At 36.2% G+C, this 19793-nt stretch carries 21 protein-coding genes and 1 pseudogene; 20 read left to right on the plus strand and 2 right to left on the minus strand.

Features of this window, described 5'->3' with window-relative positions; genetic code table 11:
- Positions 1-777: an IucA/IucC family C-terminal-domain containing protein gene (locus MKY87_RS23530; RefSeq protein ID WP_340966412.1), complete on the plus strand. Its 777-nt coding sequence runs from the start codon at positions 1-3 to the stop codon at positions 775-777.
- 45 nt (positions 778-822) lie between these two features.
- Positions 823-2544, plus strand: coding sequence for a helix-turn-helix domain-containing protein (locus MKY87_RS23535; protein WP_340966413.1), 1722 nt, complete (start codon positions 823-825; stop codon positions 2542-2544).
- Between the two features lie 252 nt (positions 2545-2796).
- On the opposite strand, the gene MKY87_RS23540 is transcribed toward MKY87_RS23535, so the two are convergent.
- Entirely contained in the window at positions 2797-3117 is a 321-nt protein-coding gene (locus MKY87_RS23540) for a hypothetical protein (protein WP_340966415.1), read from the minus strand.
- Between the two features lie 452 nt (positions 3118-3569).
- Here MKY87_RS23540 and MKY87_RS23545 point away from each other — a divergent pair, with 452 nt between their 5' ends.
- The 10 genes from MKY87_RS23545 to MKY87_RS23590 all read left to right on the plus strand — a co-directional run bounded on the left by MKY87_RS23545 (position 3570) and on the right by MKY87_RS23590 (position 9511).
- Positions 3570-3827 carry a hypothetical protein gene (locus MKY87_RS23545; RefSeq protein WP_062833241.1) on the plus strand — a complete coding sequence of 86 codons (258 nt, stop codon included), beginning with the start codon at positions 3570-3572 and terminating at the stop codon, positions 3825-3827.
- Positions 3817-4188, plus strand: coding sequence for a retropepsin-like aspartic protease (locus tag MKY87_RS23550; RefSeq protein WP_062833242.1), 372 nt, complete (start codon positions 3817-3819; stop codon positions 4186-4188). Before MKY87_RS23545 ends, MKY87_RS23550 begins: the two co-directional genes overlap by 11 nt.
- Before the next feature lie 46 nt (positions 4189-4234).
- Positions 4235-4645 carry a hypothetical protein gene (locus MKY87_RS23555; protein ID WP_340966419.1) on the plus strand — a complete coding sequence of 137 codons (411 nt, stop codon included), beginning with the start codon at positions 4235-4237 and terminating at the stop codon, positions 4643-4645.
- Between the two features lie 85 nt (positions 4646-4730).
- Positions 4731-5039, plus strand: a complete 309-nt coding sequence (locus MKY87_RS23560; RefSeq protein ID WP_340019707.1) for a hypothetical protein — start codon at positions 4731-4733, stop codon at positions 5037-5039.
- Between the two features lie 86 nt (positions 5040-5125).
- A complete protein-coding gene (locus MKY87_RS23565) occupies positions 5126-5455 on the plus strand; it encodes a hypothetical protein (protein WP_143781379.1) in 330 nt (109 codons plus the stop codon).
- Between the two features lie 107 nt (positions 5456-5562).
- Entirely contained in the window at positions 5563-5994 is a 432-nt protein-coding gene (locus tag MKY87_RS23570) for a DUF4279 domain-containing protein (protein ID WP_340966420.1), read from the plus strand.
- A 170-nt stretch (positions 5995-6164) separates the two neighbouring features.
- Positions 6165-6395 (plus strand): hypothetical protein, encoded by a 231-nt coding sequence (locus MKY87_RS23575; protein ID WP_340966421.1) that lies wholly within the window; start codon positions 6165-6167, stop codon positions 6393-6395.
- Positions 6396-6478: 83 nt separating this feature from the next.
- The gene (locus MKY87_RS23580) at positions 6479-7114 is read left to right on the plus strand and encodes an AAA family ATPase (RefSeq protein WP_340966422.1); all 636 of its coding nucleotides are present in this window, start codon (positions 6479-6481) and stop codon (positions 7112-7114) included.
- A 105-nt stretch (positions 7115-7219) separates the two neighbouring features.
- Positions 7220-7591 (plus strand): hypothetical protein, encoded by a 372-nt coding sequence (locus MKY87_RS23585; protein ID WP_340966424.1) that lies wholly within the window; start codon positions 7220-7222, stop codon positions 7589-7591.
- A 114-nt stretch (positions 7592-7705) separates the two neighbouring features.
- Positions 7706-9511: a serine hydrolase domain-containing protein gene (locus MKY87_RS23590; RefSeq protein WP_340966425.1), complete on the plus strand. Its 1806-nt coding sequence runs from the start codon at positions 7706-7708 to the stop codon at positions 9509-9511.
- Positions 9512-9707: 196 nt separating this feature from the next.
- On the opposite strand, the gene MKY87_RS23595 is transcribed toward MKY87_RS23590, so the two are convergent.
- Positions 9708-10088, minus strand: coding sequence for a hypothetical protein (locus MKY87_RS23595; protein ID WP_340966426.1), 381 nt, complete (start codon positions 10086-10088; stop codon positions 9708-9710).
- Between the two features lie 862 nt (positions 10089-10950).
- Here MKY87_RS23595 and MKY87_RS23600 point away from each other — a divergent pair.
- The 8 genes and pseudogenes from MKY87_RS23600 to MKY87_RS23635 all read left to right on the plus strand — a co-directional run bounded on the left by MKY87_RS23600 (position 10951) and on the right by MKY87_RS23635 (position 19719).
- Complete coding sequence (locus MKY87_RS23600) at positions 10951-12747, plus strand: NERD domain-containing protein (RefSeq protein ID WP_340966427.1); 1797 nt, start codon at positions 10951-10953, stop codon at positions 12745-12747.
- Positions 12748-12977: 230 nt separating this feature from the next.
- A pseudogene (locus MKY87_RS23605) lies at positions 12978-13491 on the plus strand (AAA family ATPase).
- A 34-nt stretch (positions 13492-13525) separates the two neighbouring features.
- A complete protein-coding gene (locus MKY87_RS23610; RefSeq protein ID WP_340966429.1) occupies positions 13526-13666 on the plus strand; it encodes a hypothetical protein in 141 nt (46 codons plus the stop codon).
- Positions 13667-13751: 85 nt separating this feature from the next.
- On the plus strand, positions 13752-14858 hold the full coding sequence (locus tag MKY87_RS23615) for a hypothetical protein (protein ID WP_340966431.1): 1107 nt from the start codon (positions 13752-13754) through the stop codon (positions 14856-14858).
- A gap of 188 nt (positions 14859-15046) precedes the next feature.
- Positions 15047-16588 (plus strand): hypothetical protein, encoded by a 1542-nt coding sequence (locus MKY87_RS23620; RefSeq protein ID WP_340966434.1) that lies wholly within the window; start codon positions 15047-15049, stop codon positions 16586-16588.
- 189 nt (positions 16589-16777) lie between these two features.
- Positions 16778-17605: a hypothetical protein gene (locus MKY87_RS23625; protein WP_340966437.1), complete on the plus strand. Its 828-nt coding sequence runs from the start codon at positions 16778-16780 to the stop codon at positions 17603-17605.
- Between the two features lie 601 nt (positions 17606-18206).
- On the plus strand, positions 18207-18752 hold the full coding sequence (locus MKY87_RS23630) for a hypothetical protein (protein ID WP_340966440.1): 546 nt from the start codon (positions 18207-18209) through the stop codon (positions 18750-18752).
- Between the two features lie 202 nt (positions 18753-18954).
- Positions 18955-19719, plus strand: coding sequence for a TRADD-N-associated membrane domain-containing protein (locus MKY87_RS23635; protein WP_340966442.1), 765 nt, complete (start codon positions 18955-18957; stop codon positions 19717-19719).
- The last annotated feature ends 74 nt before the right edge of the window (positions 19720-19793 follow it).

Below are 19793 nucleotides of genomic sequence, written 5' to 3' on the forward strand. Positions count from 1 at the left end.
ATGAACCCATATCTCTCGACAGACTTATGGAAAGAGACGGTAGAGGATCATTCGATTTTGCTTGGTGAGCCGCCTGAACATAGTGTCCGTACCATTGCTTTGAGTGAGTTGCATGACGAAGAGGCGTGTCGAGAGTATATCAGCTGGTTTCAGAACTATATCGATGCGCCTGACATGAAAGTCGCAGCCTCTATGTTAGCCAAGCGGCTTGGCTTTCTATGGACGACTCCGCTCGTGACCGCGATGACGTTTCATCATCAGCATGTAACCTTTCAGCTGGAGAACAGCTTTCTCTATCATCCGGCACTCTCAGATCATGAGGGCGGCACACGATTTCCTTTTCTAGCGGTGAATGGACTTCAGGCTGAAGGACTAACGGGAGACAGGGGAGTATGGCGGGAAAAGGTGCTCGAGGAGATGTTTGCGGTACAGCTTACACCTCTGTTAAAGACACTTGCTGCGATTGCGCCTCTTTCGATGAGTATTCTCTGGGAGAATATCATGGTACGTATCGGCCGACTATTCGCTCCTGATGAAGCCGAGACAGAGCAGGAAAGTAAGATCATTCGAGAGGACTTTTCCTATCTGACGCAGGTGGCATCCGGAGAGGTGTTTGGTGAGAGGAAGAATCCGTTAACCCGCTTCACCGATTGTAAGGACAATGTGCATGTTGCCAAAAGCGAGCGAATTACCTGCTGTTTTTATTACCAGATGTCAGGTGAATATTGTCTCAAATGTCCGAAAATTGACAATGAGAAAGAATCTCAACTAAAATGACAACAGCAAGAATTTTACCTTTGCTATTGTCAGGAGATGAGAGAAATGCCGCTGCAAGAACAGACAAGTCTATGGAGTGATACAACGATCAAGATGCTTGACGGGTATAGTGGTACTTTGCAGACAGGCAGCGTTTTACACGAAACGGATTTAACTTCAAATGTGCTGCTGCTGGCATATGGAGGGGAAGGGGAGCTTGCAATGGATGGCGAGGGTTGCCACATTGGAGCTTCTTTTGCCTGTCATGTGGTGAAGGGAGCATCCTTTACGCTGACGGCCAGATCAGACGAACTTTATTATATCGTAATCATGTACGAGGCTTCTTCCATGGAAGGAGCCTCCCATGCCATGCCCTCGTATCGCAAACATCCGCTGCAAAATTCGTTTATTCAGAACCCTGTGACTCAGGCAGAATGGATCCAGAATGCGGAAAAAATCGTTGCCAAATGGCGTCGTGGCGAAGGACTGGAACGGTTTCATGCCCATGCGTTGCTTCAGGGGATGATCTATGAACTGATCATGGAGTATGAACGTGGTCAAGGCGGAGCAGAGTCCGACATGGTGGATGTGGTCGTGTCATATATATCATCGCATTATCGCCAGAATCTGGAGCTTAAAGAGCTGGCGGCTCTTGCCGGTTGCAGCGTAAGGCAGTTACAGCGACGATTCAAACAAGAGAAGCAGCTTGGACCAATGGAGTACGTCATCCAGCTACGAATGGAAAATGCATCGCGGATGCTGCATCATACAGATGCGTCCATTGGGGAAATTGCTGACAAGATGGGCTATCGCGATATGTATTATTTCAGCAGGGCATTTAAGAAATATTATGGCGTCCCTCCGCTGCGTTATCGGCTTGATGCTGCTAAGGAAACAGATGCAAATTATGCTCAATCCTTGCTGCGGAATCGCATGGCTTCTTCGTACGAGTCGGACCAGGGCCCTGTGATATGCCATATGCGAGGTGAATATCCTGTCACCCGTTCTCCACTGCGTATCGCTGTACTCGATGTGCAATATGCGGATCATTTGCTTGCGCTTGGATTGTCTCCAGCAGGAAGTGTGGGATTGGGAAGTGGAACGTTCCATTTCCCACAATATATCAGGGCAGGACTACAGGATACCGAGATACTCGGAACGTATGAGTACCCTGATCTGCTTGCTGTCGAACGACTGTCCCCGGATCTGATTATTTGCACCGAGGTGCATGATCAGTACTATGAACGGTTAAGCCGGATCGCTCCAGTTCTTATGTTTAAGCGCAATGAGAGCTGGCAGACCATTCTTGGCCTGTTCGGTGAATTAACTGGTAAGCGAGCAGAGGCAAAACGTATACTTGCGGATTATCACCGACGAACCACATTGCTTTCTGAAGAACTGGCTCCAGTACTGGCAGGTAAGAGCGTGGCACTGATTCGTCCACTGGATTCTCTGGTTCGCGTACATTCTGCTTCGCATCGCACAGGTGCTGTACTGTACCGTGACCTGGGTCTGCCTGTTCCGTTATTTGTAGCAGATACCACCGACACGGCCTATCATATCTCCGTTGACAGACTACCGGCTGTACAGGCGAGCTACTACTTCCTGCTTAGCAATGAGATCATGCAGGAGGGCATATCCGCGACCGAGCAACGTGTCTGGGAGATGCTAGATACGGATGAGAGACAGCAAATACACTCCGTAGATGCGGCGACATGGATCGGTTGTTATGGGCCAACAGGCATCAATGGCATTGTGGATCAGATTGAACAGGCGTTGTTGGGATGAGAGGGAGTTCTGATGTGACTCCCTCTATTTCTTTATATTCAGAATTCATCAAATTAGTGGATAACTTCTTTAAACAGAGGTTTATCTTAATTTCAGAACACAATCATTCTATTATGTAGATCGCTTTGTTTCTTCATTTTATTGTTGCGGAGAACGTTGACAGAAGTAATTGACGAAAGATACAATCCATATATTCCCTATAGATTCAAATTGTTTATATAGATTGATCGTTTTAAAAATAACTTCAACTCTCTATTTGGAAGTTGGTTTCTTGGATATACCTTCAGGAAGCGATAGTGTCTCAATACTTAAAGGATCGTAGTTAACGAAAACAAATACCTTCTTTTTCTTATCGCCTTCAATGTAGCCGTGGAGGCCCAACGATTTGCTTAAATCGGGAGGAGAGAATCTATACTCCGTAAAACGAACGGTTTCACCGTACTTTTCGAGAATATAATTTGCAGCGAACTTCTCGGCGGAGGATACAATCATCTTTTCCTCTTTGGAGGCACATGCTCCAAGCAAGAGAGATGAGATAATTAAGATTACAAACAGGAAGAAAGGTTTTCTCAAAAGGGACACCTCTACTTTCTTTCATAAAAAGGAATAAATGCACTATAAAGATTGAATTGTTACTAGTTTACATAATCATATTGAAATGTTCAATTCAGGAGGTATTTATGCGGAACGATTACATTATCGATGAGGTGTATTAGAAAATAATTGATCCTTGCTTACCAGAACAACATTCATGCCGGAAACCCTTTGAGGTGAACAGATTATGCAGGCGTTTTGGTTGGAGAGGCAGGTTTTCATGAGAAAAATAAACCGTCCCGTAGTAGGTTGAAGCGCGTGCAACCATATACCAAAGGAGACGGTTTCTTTGTACATTTTACATACTTGAATGAGGACACATTGGAATAGGCCGAGTGTTAATAATGCAGGAACGATATACGATACGAGTCAGGGGGATATGTTAAAATGATAGAAAGTTGAACCAATACGAATAACAGGAGGTATAACACATGAAATGGCAAGAGGTTAGAGAACTGTTCCCAGACCAATTTGTTCTGGTTTCTATCATTCATTATCATGAGGAAGATAACAAAAAAATTGTAGATGAAGTTGCACCAATTCGTACCGTATCAGAACAAGATGCGAATAAAGAGTTTTTTCGAGTAGAGCCTGGTAACGTTGTATATCATACTTCGAATCAAGACTTTGTGATTCATCTCCGTAAAGATCCATTAATGAGAGTGAGACGTAATACGAATGAAAATTAACTATGATGGACAGCTAATTACAACGTCACTTACCGTTACATTTAGAGGAAGAACACTGATAATAGACGATGTTATTATAGACACTGGATCTTCACATACGATCATTAGTCCTGATATTTTAGAGGAAATCGGCGTGACTTATGAAACAGGGGATTCGATTTTTGAAGCATACGGGATTGGAGGGAGTATTCCTTTCTACACAAAAATCATGGATAGGATTGTAATAGGCACAAACTATATTGAGAATATAGAGATCGATGTAGGCATATTGCCTAAAGATCATAAAGGTCTTCTCGGGTTGGATATTCTGAAACAACAAAACTTTATTATTGACTTGAAGTTACTAGAGTTACGTAAGTGAATTTTGAAATAACGCCTATGGTGAAATCTACTTAGAGGGAGAAGCTATGAACGAAAAAGCTAAAGGGAAATTAAAAAAGCAATTCCTACTCATCGTTTTATTTGTTTTTATAATTGGAATTCAATTAGCTACCAGATACTTTGTATATCATCCTCCTGCATGGACAACTACATTATCAACATGTAGCTTTATTATATTTTGTATACTGGGCCTTGTAACTTATCTTGATCTCAAGAAACAAGAGCAGTTCATAACGATCGGACAAATTGTAGATGTGAAGAAGAATAAAAATATCATTATAGTCAGAGGATTGGGACGAGGTAATAGCAAAGTTTTAATCAAAGATAGTCCTATTCTGAATATGATGCAGCCAAATGACCTGATTGAAATCACGAGATTAAAATATACAAAAATGATAACGAAAAAAGTGTATAAGGACGAAGAGATACAATGTTGAGCAAGTGGTGGAAGAGTTGTAGTACTTTACATAAAAATAGAGGATGAATTTTGAGATACTTCTAAGGTAGAAGGAGAGAATGTAAATGAACAACATAAACTCTCATAATTGCAACCTAAATATAAGGTATGACCTGCCTGATGAGGTATGGGATAAAGTTTCTAAAGTATATGAGCGTATGCCAGGGTGGATTGGTTATAAAAGTGGAATTCCATATTGGTTTGGAACTGAAGAGGATGATGTTTTCATTGAAGCATCCGTTGAGCCTAGTGGATTATCATTTTATGCACAGATGAATAGCGATGTATGGATATCTTGGATAGAAACATTTAAGTTGGAAGCGACAAAAGTGTTGGGTTTTGATGTTGGTGAACCTGAAGATGGATATGTGTGATGAAAGAAGGAGGATAAAAAGAAAAAGTGATAAATTCTATTAGCATTGATGAACGGAATGGGACCACATTTAATGAAGAGATAGTTATGAACCCTACATGGGCAGACAGTTTACGTTTTTTGAGAAAACTCGATGGAGATAAATTTACATTAGTTTTTTTTGAGGTATCAGACACAGGTTCAGCATTAGTTGGAGGCGGACCGGAATATTTTGTAGTGTCTATTACAATGGATGAACATATATATACGCTTATGAACGATAAGCAGGGAAATAGTGAAATTTCTCTAGTTATCGGTGGTCAGTTAGGAAATTATTGCGATAACATTTGTATAGAATTAATACCCATGCTTGAAGTGCTAAAGTATTTTTATGAAACTGGTAAACTACACGAATCACATCAATGGAAACAAGAATAATAATTACAGGTCAGTTAGGGTTCTCGGGCTCGTAAACACCAAAAATTATGTGCAATTGTATTAAAAGAGTTGGAGTAGACGAGATCCTTACATCAATTCTTAAAGAGGTGAAACTCCTGAAAGACAAAACCAAAGTGATGGCCTATTTTTGTTTATTTGGGGATGAATTCGATCCGAATCATGTAACTTCAATACTTAGAATCGAACCTACCAATACGGCTTACAAAGGCGACATAATTAACAAAAAGCATCGAATAAAAGAAACATCATGGACATTAGGTACGGATTATGAAGAATCATTAGATGTGAATCACCAATTAATAAAAGTAGTCGATATGATAAGAAACAAAGCAAAAGAGATCAATTCGATTCGGATTGAACATCAATTAAGAATAAAATTTTTCATTGTAATAAGAATAGAAGAGGGGAAAACGCCTGCTCTTTATTTCGATTCTGATTTTATTGAATTTGTTAATATGATTCATGCTGAAATCGATGTTGATTTATATGCAAATCCATATAATGAAGAATTAGAATAAGAAATAAAGTTTGTAAGACACGCTTCCAAGGAATGGACATCAGATAACATTATGTAGGAATAAACGAACCTTAAGGCTCATCAATATCGGATAACAAAGTGTTTATGATGTGGGACAGGCATCCTATTTGCTGAAAATAGTGGTGTTTCCTTAAAGGAGGATCTTAAAAAATGAGAAAACGGCATTCTATTGATAAAGCGGAGTGGTCAGAAACAAGAGAGAACCAGTATCACAAAGACTGCAAGGATATTGTATTTGCATTTGGCGATAGACTCATTGAAGTGGATGGCACGGTTTATTTGAAACGAAAAGAAGTCGAGATTAAGGTAATAAAACCTCTTAAACGAAAAACATTTTGGTATGAAACATGCCAAAAGATTAAAGAAATCTACAATACATAGTCTAATATGAAATTCAACATGATCGCTTAAGAGCCAGTGAAGGTTGATTAATCATTTTGTGAGTAATATCTGGAGGTAATTGAATGACGATAATTTGTCTCGAAGGTGCCAGTTCTGTAGGTAAAAGTACCACTTGTCAGCAGTTCGCTACACAATATGATGCATTTATTGTTCCAGAAACAGGGCTTCTGTTTGAATCTCCTCAGCTTGAAGGTAGGGAACTTATGATGTGGTTGCTGGAGAGACAAATCGATAGATGGCATATAGCATATGAGAAGAATCAACAACATGAGTATGTGATTTTGGATGGCGATGTATTTAAGATTTGGTACAGCTGGATATATGGTTATGAGCACCTATCTCTAGATGAAACAGCGAACTTTTTTAGAAAGAAGTTATTGAAGAATGAAATATCATTACCGGATGCTTATGTACTATTCTGGGCTGAAGAAGATGAGCTGCGCAAGCGAAAGGAGATGGATCAGACAAGATCCAGAAGAAATTTTGATAAACATCTGCACATGATTGAACCTCAAATGAGATACTTCCATTACCTTAATGAACTGGTACTAGGATATGTAGGAATTCATAAAGCAGAGACTGTAGCAGATAATATACATCATATCGTAAAGCATAGCGAGACATTACCGGACATAAAAAAACGAGAGATCGAAATCTTTGATAGAGTAATTGATTTTTACAAGATTGCTACTCCTTAAACTTAGTGTGGCTTTTGATAACAGATCCCAAAGCTATTCTAGCTGTGTCTTGGATAACTGACCAAATACTGCGAACCAAGGAAAAAGGAATATGTGAGGTGAGCTATGGGTGTAAGAAAAAAATATAAACGTAAAATCGTTCGCTTCAATCGATTATTTTATTGGTATGTTGAACCTGATATTGACGATGAAGGGATAATCAAATTACATATTGTTTCTGAGGATAAGAGGTTAATCGTCACTTATGAAGTGGGACAACACAGTATTAAGAACAAGATCCCATTTATAGTCATCATCGGAGAAGAATTCGAAGGCTGGACGTTAGAATATATAGGATACAGAAGAGTACTAACACCGAAATGGAGCGATGAGATCATCACGCCAAAATTGATAGGTGAAATCATTGATTGGTGCCTCTTGAAAGATAAAGAAATAAACATCGTTAATTGGAAAGGTGAAATTCTCCGACCTCTCTAATGAATGGAGTGTAATTGCAATTGAGAATAATTTAGATTCATGTGGACTCTTTTGAAAACGCATACGTGAAAAAAAGAGATGTAATTAACATTTAATATAAAAGGAGAGAAGCTAATGCAGATGAATCGTGGACATCACACGGTTAACAAAGTAATCGCTTGTGTTCTGTCATTCATATTTATCATTATGGCAATAGCGGTACCTGCCCACGCTGAAGAGAAACAGGTTGAGACTTCACCATCCAGGATTCCTTTATCCAAGTTAGAGGAAACGATTGATGCATATGTTGCCTCGTATGAGAAGTATACTGCTGCCGTTGCGGTTGTGGCTATCAAAGACGGTGAAACCATTGTGAATAAGGCATATGGTTACGCAGATATTGAGAATCAGCGGAAGGCGGATACCTCTACTGTTTTTGAATGGGCTTCGATCTCTAAACTGTTGGTCTATACAAGTGTGATGCAACTTGTCGAACAAGGAAAGCTTGATTTGGAGACGGATATCCAGGAATATCTGCCAGAGGGATTTTTCAAAAAGCTGAAATATGATGATCCGATTACGCTAATGAACCTGATGCATCACAATGCGGGTTGGGAAGATCAAACAGCGGCCGAGGTGTTTTATTACTCCGAGGATGAAACGTTAGAATTAGGAGAAACGCTGCGTAAAAATGAGCCGAAACAGATCTATAAACCGAATAGCATAGTGGGTTATTCGAACTACGGCGTTGGTCTAGCTGGTTACATCGTGGAAGAGATAAGTGGCCAACCTTTTTATGAGTATGTCAATCAACATATTTTCGAACCACTTCATATGAACGACACCTCGATTCATCCAACAGGGCAAGATCATCCAGACCTAGTACAAAGAAGAAATGAGATTGAAGGTTATACAAAAGATTTGAAACTGATCCCTGAGAACAGAGTATACGTAACATTCTATCCTGCTGGGGCAGCGATTGGGCCAGCAGAAGATTTAGGGAAATTCCTTGCAGCGTTGATGCCTGTGGATGATAGCAATGTATTATTTAAGAACAGGGATACGTTAAACGAAATGTTGTCAACAAGTCTAGATTATGAAGGTACTTCTACTCCGCGATTTGCGCATGGGTTCGTTGAGATGGAATACTGGGTGCCTACACTGATGCACGAGGGGAATTTGAAAGGATTCTCCAGCAAAGTTGTCTTTGATCCAGTATCTAAATTTGGGATGGTCGTCATGACAAACCAGTCTTTTGAAGAGATTTATGGTTATGGACTTATTAAAGAAATTTTCGGTGATAACGTCAATTCTAATATAGTTACTGCGGAGGGGGGAGGATATTTTCAATCCGCACGACGGGCAGCATCTAGATTTACTAATTTATTTACGGCCCTTGATATAAGGAAATTCACAAAAGCTGAATTAAGTAGTTCTTATCATGTTGTCGAGCATAATGGTGTTGTTGATAAAATTTCCTTTACTCCTTATATTGATTACTTGCCTATATCGAATGTAAAGGTAAACTTGATTAAGATATCTTTTATCCCTGCTGTGCTTGCCGCCATTTTCACTTTAATTGCTTTGATCGGCTATGTAATCGGGATGCTTCTTAACAAGCTATATAAACGAGCAAATCCTAATACCAATTTTAGTAAATATCATCTTGCAATTAACTTTGTAGGTGTGGCACTCCTTCTTAATCTTTTCATCCTACAAACGAAGTTGAGGTTTCCAAATTATCCTGCTTATTCTTCGTTGCGCATCAATATAATGTTTAACCTACTATATGTTGTTCTAGCAGTGGCGTATCTTGGCTTGCTTATGTACAAACTACGTAAGAACAGTTATAGCAAAAAGCAAAAGGTGATGTACATTATGTCTGGCATCTCGGCGTTCATATTGGCTGCTTTTGTTGTGGGATGGAATTTGTATGTATAGAGTGGCAAACGCTGAATATAGTTATTCCAAGCATTACAATGGCTCGGCGGATGACGCCTATACATAAGAAATATTATAGGTGGGGTTAATTAAAAGGAGTAAAGGCAGCAGTCCCTTATGGGGGACTACTGCCTTTGTGTGAGTACGCCCTTTGGCGACTTATGCCTCTGTATATTAAAGGGGTATCAAAATCATCCTATTTTTTGTCTCTCAAAATAAATATTTTAATAGAACTGTAAATGACCACTAGAATATTCAATAATAATAGACCTATATATCCATCCGTTAATTTTGTTCTTTCAATCCACTTATTCACTAACTCTCCGGAGAGAGCTTGTTTTCCTAAATATTTATCTATATCATTTTGATTTATTTCATCCCTATATATAAGTGGAAACTCCATGCTGTTGGAAGAAGCAGCTAGCGGCGGATAGAACTCAACCCATTTCTGACCTGCCCACCGATCATACTTATAACTAATGTCTCCGCTGGAATTAAGATTGTCCCATCTCAGAAAACCCAAGATGAGTAGAATACAAAGTGCGAAAACGCTAATTATTAGCTTCTTGTTATTCAAATAAACCCCATCCTTATGTTTGTATTACTAACAGTACCGTTGCATGAAACAACTTCATCATTCGTTATATTTTATCAGTATTTTCCGTTATCTGTAAGTAGATTGTTTCAATCCGAATGAAATACTAGTAAGGTAATCAACCAGTGGAGAAAGATCATTTGCAGAAGACGTAAAAGTTACGAGGGTGCAGTATATTTTTCAGGGCTTCGTTGTAGGTGAAGTTGTTCGTCTGTATTGCAGCGGTTAGATATTGAAAGGAGAACACTCCTCATGAGACAGGGAAAGGGGCAAAAGGATCAGAGGACGCTTCTTTCAAATCACGCCTGGGATAACGTGAAAAGAAATCCATAGCTGAATATATACCCAATTGTTGGCTGTTTCCGGGCAATCTTCTGATCGATATCTTTCCGAGCGAAGAGTGAAGAAGGTTTTTGAAGAAACAAGACGACGTGAAGGAATTGTGAAAAAGGTACGTATTCATGCCCTGAGACACTCCTTCGGCAATCATATGCTGTTTGAAAAATGCACTGATTACTATACATTCAGGAGCTACTTGGTCATACTGAGTACCTGAACAACTCAGAGCTATACTTACGTTATTACGAAAATATTCAGTGTATGCAGAGCCCGCTTGATCGTATGGACATGGGAGATTGAGTATCCTAATAATCTTCCTTTTTCACCAAATTTTTCTTCGCATATATCACCAGATAGGTTATCATATACGTAGTTCAGATATCAGGCAGGATGTGTGGTATTTACGAAGTACATAGATCAGATGTTATACGCAAGTCATCAAAGTTTAAATTATTGATTTAATTTATATGCTTTAATCAATCTAATGCATTAGAGGAGGATAATTATGGCTTGTGAATATTGCTCAACATCATATTCCAAAGAACAAATTATTGAAGGGTCGAAAAAACACTTATGTGAAACTTGCTCGTATCTAGAGGATATGATTAATAATTTTGTGATTAATACGCATCCTATTTATGTTATAGATTTAACAAAAAAGTTTCTTAGCATTTGTCCTATATTTAATGAAGGTAAGATTATTTCAGCAAATTCGGCAAGGATAGACTTAAGTGGATACGATGAAGAGAAGATTATAAAAAAAATAACTAACAAGCTTGAACTAAATGACACAAAATATTTAGATAAAAAAAGTATAGCAATGATTACTAATCATCTAATGGGACACTTGTTTGATAATGTAAGAGAAATCATTACTGACAATCCGAAAGGATACTTATTATCTTTTTTGAAATTATTAGAGTATAACATACATATTACTATGGCGGCTGTTTCCTGGTTAAACAGAGGTGAGAAAGCTTTTAAGATAGAAGAAATAACTGATAATTTTAGTCGTACTGTTGTTCAGAGTTTGGACTTACAGAAAAAGTACAATTCATCATTTAACAGTATATATAAAGAGTGGGAAAATGTTTTGGCTCTTGATAAACAAGCGTTTCAGTATGGAATTGAAATAATAAATTATTATTCAGAGAGAGTTCCTGAATCTAATAAGAAGCTAAATGACGATAAATTTGGCGAATTGATTGCTACAGTTAGAGCTATTTTCTTTATACTAAATGTAAGAGATATAGCTTCTGAAGGCTTACTAAGTGAGAATCAACTGATTATTGATAAGGAAGGTCTTCTCAGAGTTAATCAAAAAATTGATCATGATTATTTTTCCGATTTCTACGTGGATGCTATGATTAATAGAAGAAAAGTAAGTATCTCTAATGTAATCTCTAAGCAATTTGATCAAGTGTGCCAAAAATATATTGGTGTAGATCTAGATGGAGTTCAAAAAATTGGGCATGATTTGTTAAAAACTTATAAAAATTCGGATGAATTTTTAATAGGAAGCATTTCTTATTTTAAATTATTGTTTATGGAATTGCTAAATATTCCAATTGAAGCTTCTGAACGATTATTAGCTTTGTTTATGAATGATCAAGATACTTTAGAATTTGCAGTTTCGACCACAGAAAGAGAATATAGACCTTTAAGAAAATGTTTAATTCCCATAAAAAATGACATTATTGCTTGCCCTGTTAGCCTATTATCATATGCAGCAACTGCATTATATTTAGATATTATTGAAAATTCTCTTCCAGAATCCTCATTTAAGCGTGAGTTGTTTAAAATCACTTCGCAAGTACATAAAGAATTTGAAAAAGAAGTTGCCAATTCCCTAAAAACAACATTTAAAGACGCATTAATAAAGTATAATGTTCGAAAAGAAAATGAGATTCCCTTTCATTATAAAAAAGGCTATGTAACTTTGTCTGGACAGATAGACGTTCTTATATTGGTTCAAGGAAAGTTATTTGTCATAGAGTGCAAAGATAATCCCTATAAGTATACAGCTAAAGCGATTAGTAATGAATTGAATAAATTCCGTAAAGTTAGTAAGGGGTCATACCAATTTAAACTGAAAAATAAAATTAATGATATTAAAGAGAATTGGGATTCCGTAATAAGTTATTTAGGGGTAGCTGATCCACATTCAGTAGAAAAGCATGAGCCTATTGGTTTGTTTGTAGTTGATTCTTTTTCTGCTAGCGCACTTGAAGAAGAATTGGTATATCCAGTAGTCTTGTTTTCTGGTCTAAGAAATTATATTTATGAGAGATTAATAACTTAATTATTTAGTAGATCGAAAACTTAATCAAACGTAAATGTTTTCAATCCATGTAGGTAAGTTAGAGAAGAATGACCAGCGTATAACATAATATTCACGCTGCGAGCATTCGCTCTGGGTCCGACATGCGTCGGACACCCGGCATACGCCGGGTCGTGAATACAGGAACGTTATCCGAAAGACTTACAATACTACATTTGAGGATAGAGGTGTAAGTATGTTCTTTTTTACAGATGTCAGGATTCCCAGGATCAGGAAAGTCGACATTAGCAAGACAGATTAGCCAAGCAACTGGAGCTGTCATTGTCGATCATGACATTTCCAAAACAGCAATTTTAAAATCGTTATCATCACAAGGAAACACGATGGAAGGTAAAGCAATAGGACAACTATCCTATGATGTAGATTGGTCGTTGGTGGATTTTCATTTATCGAATGGACACAGTGTCATTATGGATAGTCCTTGTTTGTACAGAATTTATTAGAAACCGGACTGAATTAGCGAGAAAACACAAAAAGAGATATAAGTATGTGGAATGTTATATAGAAGACATTGAAATAATACGAAATCGATTAAAAAATCGAGAAAGACTTCTGAGTCAAATCGAAGCACCATCATCAGAAGAAGGATTTTATAGGACTGTAAAAAACAGTAAAAAACCAGAAGAAGAGAAGTATATAGTAGTAGATTCATCGAAACCAATCGCAGATTACTTTCCAAAAGTTCTTGAATATATAAATGAATGAAAATAAAAGTATAGATAATGAAAGTAAATTCAAGGTGGCAAGTCCATCGGATAACAAAGCATTAACGCATTGGGACATCCGTCCTTTGGTCAGCAAAGGTATTGGTAGAGAAGTAGATCCTGCTGACAACCCTGCGAGCCTAAGTCTGACGACCCGTTGCGCTTCGCTCCACTAAGGCTCTCGGGTTCGTGAATGCAAGAACGTTATCGGAAATCAATCAAGAGTAGTATTTTCAATTCTAAATTATGGAGAGTGTAGCGATGATGAATACGATTGAAGACTTTAATGAAGAACTAAAAGATGGCCAGCATCTTGTTGTAATGCCGTTATCAAGAGTTTTAATTGAGAACGAGTTTAAAATTGGTAAATACAGATTTTATCCAATTGGAGAGTTTGAAATACGCTCTTTAAGGCCAGTCCCAAATAAATTCCATTCGGTTATGAATGGTATTGAAACAAATGAAGATGAATTTATGGCAATCGGTCTTGAGGGCCAAGCTTTACGAGAAGCTGCAACAGCTTTAACTGGCGCTTGCCCCGAAGTATTTGAGTCTAGTCCTTTATTAGTATTTCCAGTAGATGGCTTTGACTGGGATCAGTTTCTTGAAGCAGATTCGCATGACTTCGATTTAAAAATTTTAAGAAGCCTTACGAACGAAGCAGAAAAAGTAATGGATATATTGAAATTCTTTTTATGTCGAGCGGATTTAATTGATACTTTACCAAGTGCCGCAGGAACTTGGGATCAACCAGATGGGTTCTCAAGTGCGCTAATTTTTAATGTTGAGGATTACGAAAGTTATATCATTGCAGGTTCAATTATTACTCATAAAGTAGTAAAAGGTAGTGGTTTAAACTTAAATAATTGCGAAGAAATTTCTGATAATTATGAAAAGTTAATCACTACAAATGGAGAAGTAGGGAAGATTACAAAAATGGCTCTTTCAATGCATACGTCTTTTTTAGAGTCTAACAGTCCCACTACTCAGTTTGTAAGAGCTATGACACTACTTGAATTCTTAGCTTATCCAGATGACTATCAACAGTTTAAGTATGTAAGAAAAAAAATCACTTCACATTTAGCGAAAGATTATAATGATTATTTGAGATTAAAAGATAGATTTATTGAATTAACAGGAAAAAAAGATGAAACTGGTAATCATATAGGTTACCGAACAAGAATTGTTCATATAGGTGATAGCATTGAAGACATTCTTGAAGATGAGATGCAAGTAAAGAAGTTAATGCTAGAGCTTCAAGGATATATCGGAAGAGTCATTGTGGACATGGTTAATAATCATGAAATGTCATGGTCAGAATTTGAAGAGCTTAGGGAGCAAAAGAAAAGATCTTTAGGAATAGTATAATAGACTTATTAAAGATTTAAATTAGTAACTCGAAGAAGCAATTGACATCCGATAACATAATATTCACGCTGCGGATATTCGTCCTTGGCCCGGCATTCGCCAGACACCCAGCATGCGCTGGGTCGTGAATACAGAAACGTTATACGACAGAATTCAAACCCCAAAATACATCAAAATGGAGGACTAAAATGTTAGAATCTTTATTTAGAATATATTCTTTGCAGCGTCCAAGCAAAAATCAAGAAAAGAAAATGCGGAACTATATTGAAAACAAAATATTTGAGGAGTTTAGTGAAGGAGTGTATACAGATTCAACAGAAATAAATGAAATTATTCACTATTGTTTTAGACTTTACGTAAATATAATTCATTCTGAATTAAGCAATATATCTTCAAGTGATCTCATTTTAAATCTATTAGACGACTATGATAAAACTATAGAAATGAAAAAGCATAAAAGAATTTCACAGAATCAAAATGTACTCATAGATTGGCGAAAGCAAGGACCAATAATTAGAAGAGCAATTAAATTTATGATAGAAGACAGCATCATTAACTTTAATGATTTGCCAAAAAAACAAGTGAAAAAACAACATATTGATAAAATGATAATTTGTACAGAAGAATTAATTAAATTATCTATGCAAAGTGAGTCAGCTTTTGCACTATTTGATGATCAAACTACTTTAGAACTTAAAAAGGGACAAGATATATATTGGGATTTAAAAATTAATAATCCTTTGATTGAAAATGGGATTAAGTTTCCTGATTTATCCAAATTGTACGATGGAAAACGTATCATAGATTCTGACATAGTAGTTTTGAATGAGTTAATGAAAAATGATTTCATAAATTCATTCGGCGTAGAATTGAATGGATTGTGGAGAATTATAGAATTTTTAAAAAATGAAGAATATGATAAGGCGAAATATATAAAAAAAGAAATATTGTTGAGTAATTTGTCTAATTATACTGGAATCAAGATGGAATACATTTCTAAATTTTATGAAGGGTTTTCTATTAATGCGGAGAAAATGAAAGGAGAAGGACGGGACATCACAAAGCCGAAGCAAGAATATAGGTTGCTTCGAAGATTTTTTGTAGAAGTCACCATTGATAGTGAAGAGTATGTTACATGGAGTAAAGGAATGTTAAACGAATCCAGTTTGTTATTTTTAAGGGGGCTTTCTTATAAAAAAATACCATCTGAATGGTGCCCTAGCAAATTTAATAACGGCTTAGAAAAGGTGACTGAAAATCTCGGAATTTGGTTTGAAAATTTAGTTGACAATGAGTTAAGCAAACGTAACGTTGTAGGGCGCAAAAATTTGAAACATAGAATTGGTACTGAAAATTTCGAGGTAGTTATACCAGAAAAAGTAGGAGAAATTGATTACATTGGTTTTGATTCTAAAAGAAATGAATTGCTTCTCATTGAATGTAAAATGATTTCTCCAGCATTAGAACCAAAATTTTTTCGAGATGACTACGACAAGTTTATGAGAGACAGATCCAAGAAATTAGGATATAAAAGTCAATTTAAAACTAAAATAAATTGGGTAGAAGAGAATTTAGACGATATTAAGGATAAGTTCGGTAATCAAATTTCATTAAATATTAGTAGTTCAAGGCTTAGACCTATCTTGCTGACTTTTTATCCAAGTATTATAGAAGCATTTATTAAAGAATTCGAAGTATATACTTTGAGTGAATTTCTAGAAGCTTATTAGGACTAATTTTATATTGTTTACTCAGAGAGACAATTCCGTCGTATAACATAATATTCACGCTGCGGACATTCGTCCTCGATCCGACATACGTCGGATACCCGGCATTGCCGGGTCGTGAATACAGGAAGGTTAGCAGAAATTACTAAGGTACAAAAAAACTTATTTTAAAGCGAAAAGAGGAAAACACTAGTGTTTAAAAATTTTAAAAATATATTTTCAAAAAAAGAATTCGATATTCAAAAACTAGTGGATATTTCAAACGAGTTATATTTTGGAGAAGAAGGCGCAAAATTGCTTAATCAAGGTAAGAAGAAAAGAAGTGGAAAGCCTAAAAAACTAAATGAAAAGGAAATAAACAAATTAAACAGAAGAAGATTTTGGATTAAAATTTGGAATGGTTTTATTTCTAATTACTTAACTTATGTTATATGGGCAATAGGAGTAATGTTTTTCATCTTTATTATCCCTATTACCTATAACAAAGTTTTTAATACACCAGTAAATAAATTTGACGTATTTGCTCAAAACCTTGCTGGAGAAACCTCAGATTGGATTGCATTCTATGGTAGTTATTTTGGGGGATTATTTGGAGGGCTACTAACTTTGATAGGAGTCAGACTCACAATAAAACACAATAATAAACAACAATTCATTAAAGATTTTCCCAAAAAGGATGTGGCATTGCGCGACATTATAACTGAAATTGAAGGATTAAAGGAAAATATTGAGTCTTGCCATGATATAGAAGACTTATTTGCTTGTTTTGAAGAATTTAAATCGAAAGAGTTTGAACTACGAGAGAAAGCAGTTATTGTAAGCCCTTCGACGTATAAAGTGTTAAATAAATTCTTTGAATTTGTAGGAGATCGGAATAGAATTCAACTTGTACATACGATGAGTACTTTTCATTCAAAAGAAAGCGTTGAAAGCCTCCAAAACATTTTAATTGACTACGTTGCTATCTTTTCTAAATTGAAGAGGAAATTATTTTACGAATATGAAAAGAGCACACTTTGAAAACTGTAGGCTATTCATAGAAGAACGTAACTTCTTCTAACATAATGTTCACGCTGCGGGCATACGCCCTGTGTCCGGCATTTGCTGGAAACTCGACATGCGTCGAGTCGTGAACACAGGAACGTTAACTGAAACCCAAGAAGGCAAGAAGAAATAAGAAACCATCAGGTTAAATAAAAGACAGGAATAACCATGAATTAGACTCGCTGCAAACAAAATAAGTGCGCTGGAATGAAAACAGAGCGAAGCAGATTCAGGGAGAAGAGTGCCGTAAAGGGGGCGATATGATGAAGTAAATTCGAAGAAGTTAATCTGGGAATGTGGAAGTGGAATCAAGACACAGTTAAATTATATTTACGAATAGGTATATACCTTAAATAAAGGACAAGGAGAAAGAAGATGAACAAAGATAAATTTCCTACTACGAAAGACTATTTTTACAGCAACTGTTGTCTCTATCATATTAGCTGTTATTGCTATCATTATCTCTCTTATTGAAGGGATTAAGAGCGAACAAGCTAATTCAATCTTGCTCTCTTCATCCAAACAAGTAGAACAAGTTACTTCTAAATTGAATAATACTTTTGACTCTTCTTCTACGATGATAGAAGAAGTAAGACAATCGAGGGAGATTATCTATAATTTAGGCGAAGAGTTAAAGAACAGCAACTTACTCGCTGAGCTAAAAGCTCTCAGAGAACGAGTTGATAATTCTCATAGTGAAATAACTGGATTTAAGAAATTATTTGAGGAGTATAATTTGAGTAACAATTCAGAAAAATCAGAGATTACATTTGGTCTTCAGGCTACTAAGGATGATGTTGACCGATATATATCAAGTATAGACCGTTTAGATGGGAAACTTGTTGCTCAATTATTAAAGTTGGCAGATAGTGCCAAAGTAAAAGGAGTGAAACTTACCTTTACCGAGATATCAAATATATTAAGAGATATGTTGAACTATGAGCCTCTTGAGAGAGAAATGATTGTCGGTCTAAACATATCTTTTTTCATTAGTTTATGCTCTTTAAACTTGATTCATACTGAGAACGATTTTTATACTTTAAACGAATACTTGATAGACTACTATAAAAAACAGGATAAAGAAATTTATAAAGCTATGGATAAAGAGATTAGCAAACTATAATAGCTTAAAACTTTTATAGGCTTTTTTGAATAAGGTTATTCAAAAATGGTGCTTACTTTGAATAGTGGAAGCGGAACCGAGTGGTAAGGGGCATCAGTTAACAATATATTCACGCATCGGGCATACGCCGGACACCCGTCATGCGTCGGGTCTTGAATACAGAAACGTTAGATAACATTATTGATAAATAGGAGCGAACAGCGTGGAAAATAAAGAGATTCCAGAGGATATTATAGAAAATAGTAATTCAACAGATGGGAGCGTTACAGTATTTGCGAATAGAGTTGAAGAAGGAATTTTGGAATTGAAATCCCAAATAAAGAAAACAGCCAAAGAAAAGAAGTTATATTTTGGATTATCCTTGGGATTTGCTGCTCCAATAGCTGCAAAATATTTTGGTCAATTTAACCTTAATATTGTAGTAGAGATTATATTATGGGTTCTGAGTATTTTGATTTTTATCGCTGCATTGGGAACAGACTCTAGCAAACTTCAAGAAAAACTTGAAAAGTTAGAATACAGAAAAAATTCTATGTTGAAATTGATTAATCCTAACTATGAACCTACATATTTTGATAGCCTTGTTAGCATTAATATTGATAATTTGAGTGAATATTATTCTTTAGTTAAGAAGCATACACAAAAGAGTTTTATTTTATCTTGTACAGCTTCTATTTCAGGTTTTGTGCTAATAGTTTTAGGTTTAGTCTTTCAATATATTAATAGCGATTATGAGAACATTTCTTTTTTAGTAACTAGCTCTGGTGTTGTAGTAGAACTAGTATCAGGCCTATTTTTTTATTTATACAATAAAACAGTTCGGCAACTCAAAGATTATCATGATAGTTTGTTAGAAGTTCAAAATATATTGTTATCATTTAAATTGATTGAAGAAACAGAGCAAGCTAATGAAAGACTTCCGTTAATAACAAAAATGATCGAATTTTTAGTGAGTAAAAGAAACTAATGATAGTTGCATTAAATCAGTCAATAACATCATCTAACATAATATTCACGCTGCGGGCACTCGCCCTTGGTCCG

Origin of the sequence: Paenibacillus sp. FSL R7-0198, from assembly GCF_038000415.1 — a bacterium.
In the GTDB taxonomy this organism is placed as follows: Bacteria; Bacillota; Bacilli; order Paenibacillales; family Paenibacillaceae; genus Paenibacillus.

Coding starts and splice junctions, on each gene's coding strand:
- MKY87_RS23565 (WP_143781379.1), top strand. CDS start 5,126: ATGAACCCTACATGGGCAGACAGTTTACGTTTTTTGAGAAAACTCGAT.
- MKY87_RS23555 (WP_340966419.1), top strand. CDS start 4,235: ATGAACGAAAAAGCTAAAGGGAAATTAAAAAAGCAATTCCTACTCATC.
- MKY87_RS23580 (WP_340966422.1), top strand. CDS start 6,479: ATGACGATAATTTGTCTCGAAGGTGCCAGTTCTGTAGGTAAAAGTACC.
- MKY87_RS23630 (WP_340966440.1), top strand. CDS start 18,207: ATGATAGAAGAAGTAAGACAATCGAGGGAGATTATCTATAATTTAGGC.
- MKY87_RS23575 (WP_340966421.1), top strand. CDS start 6,165: ATGAGAAAACGGCATTCTATTGATAAAGCGGAGTGGTCAGAAACAAGA.
- MKY87_RS23535 (WP_340966413.1), top strand. CDS start 823: ATGCCGCTGCAAGAACAGACAAGTCTATGGAGTGATACAACGATCAAG.
- MKY87_RS23545 (WP_062833241.1), top strand. CDS start 3,570: ATGAAATGGCAAGAGGTTAGAGAACTGTTCCCAGACCAATTTGTTCTG.
- MKY87_RS23585 (WP_340966424.1), top strand. CDS start 7,220: ATGGGTGTAAGAAAAAAATATAAACGTAAAATCGTTCGCTTCAATCGA.
- MKY87_RS23590 (WP_340966425.1), top strand. CDS start 7,706: ATGCAGATGAATCGTGGACATCACACGGTTAACAAAGTAATCGCTTGT.
- MKY87_RS23600 (WP_340966427.1), top strand. CDS start 10,951: ATGGCTTGTGAATATTGCTCAACATCATATTCCAAAGAACAAATTATT.
- MKY87_RS23560 (WP_340019707.1), top strand. CDS start 4,731: ATGAACAACATAAACTCTCATAATTGCAACCTAAATATAAGGTATGAC.
- MKY87_RS23620 (WP_340966434.1), top strand. CDS start 15,047: ATGTTAGAATCTTTATTTAGAATATATTCTTTGCAGCGTCCAAGCAAA.
- MKY87_RS23615 (WP_340966431.1), top strand. CDS start 13,752: ATGATGAATACGATTGAAGACTTTAATGAAGAACTAAAAGATGGCCAG.
- MKY87_RS23530 (WP_340966412.1), top strand. CDS start 1: ATGAACCCATATCTCTCGACAGACTTATGGAAAGAGACGGTAGAGGAT.
- MKY87_RS23550 (WP_062833242.1), top strand. CDS start 3,817: ATGAAAATTAACTATGATGGACAGCTAATTACAACGTCACTTACCGTT.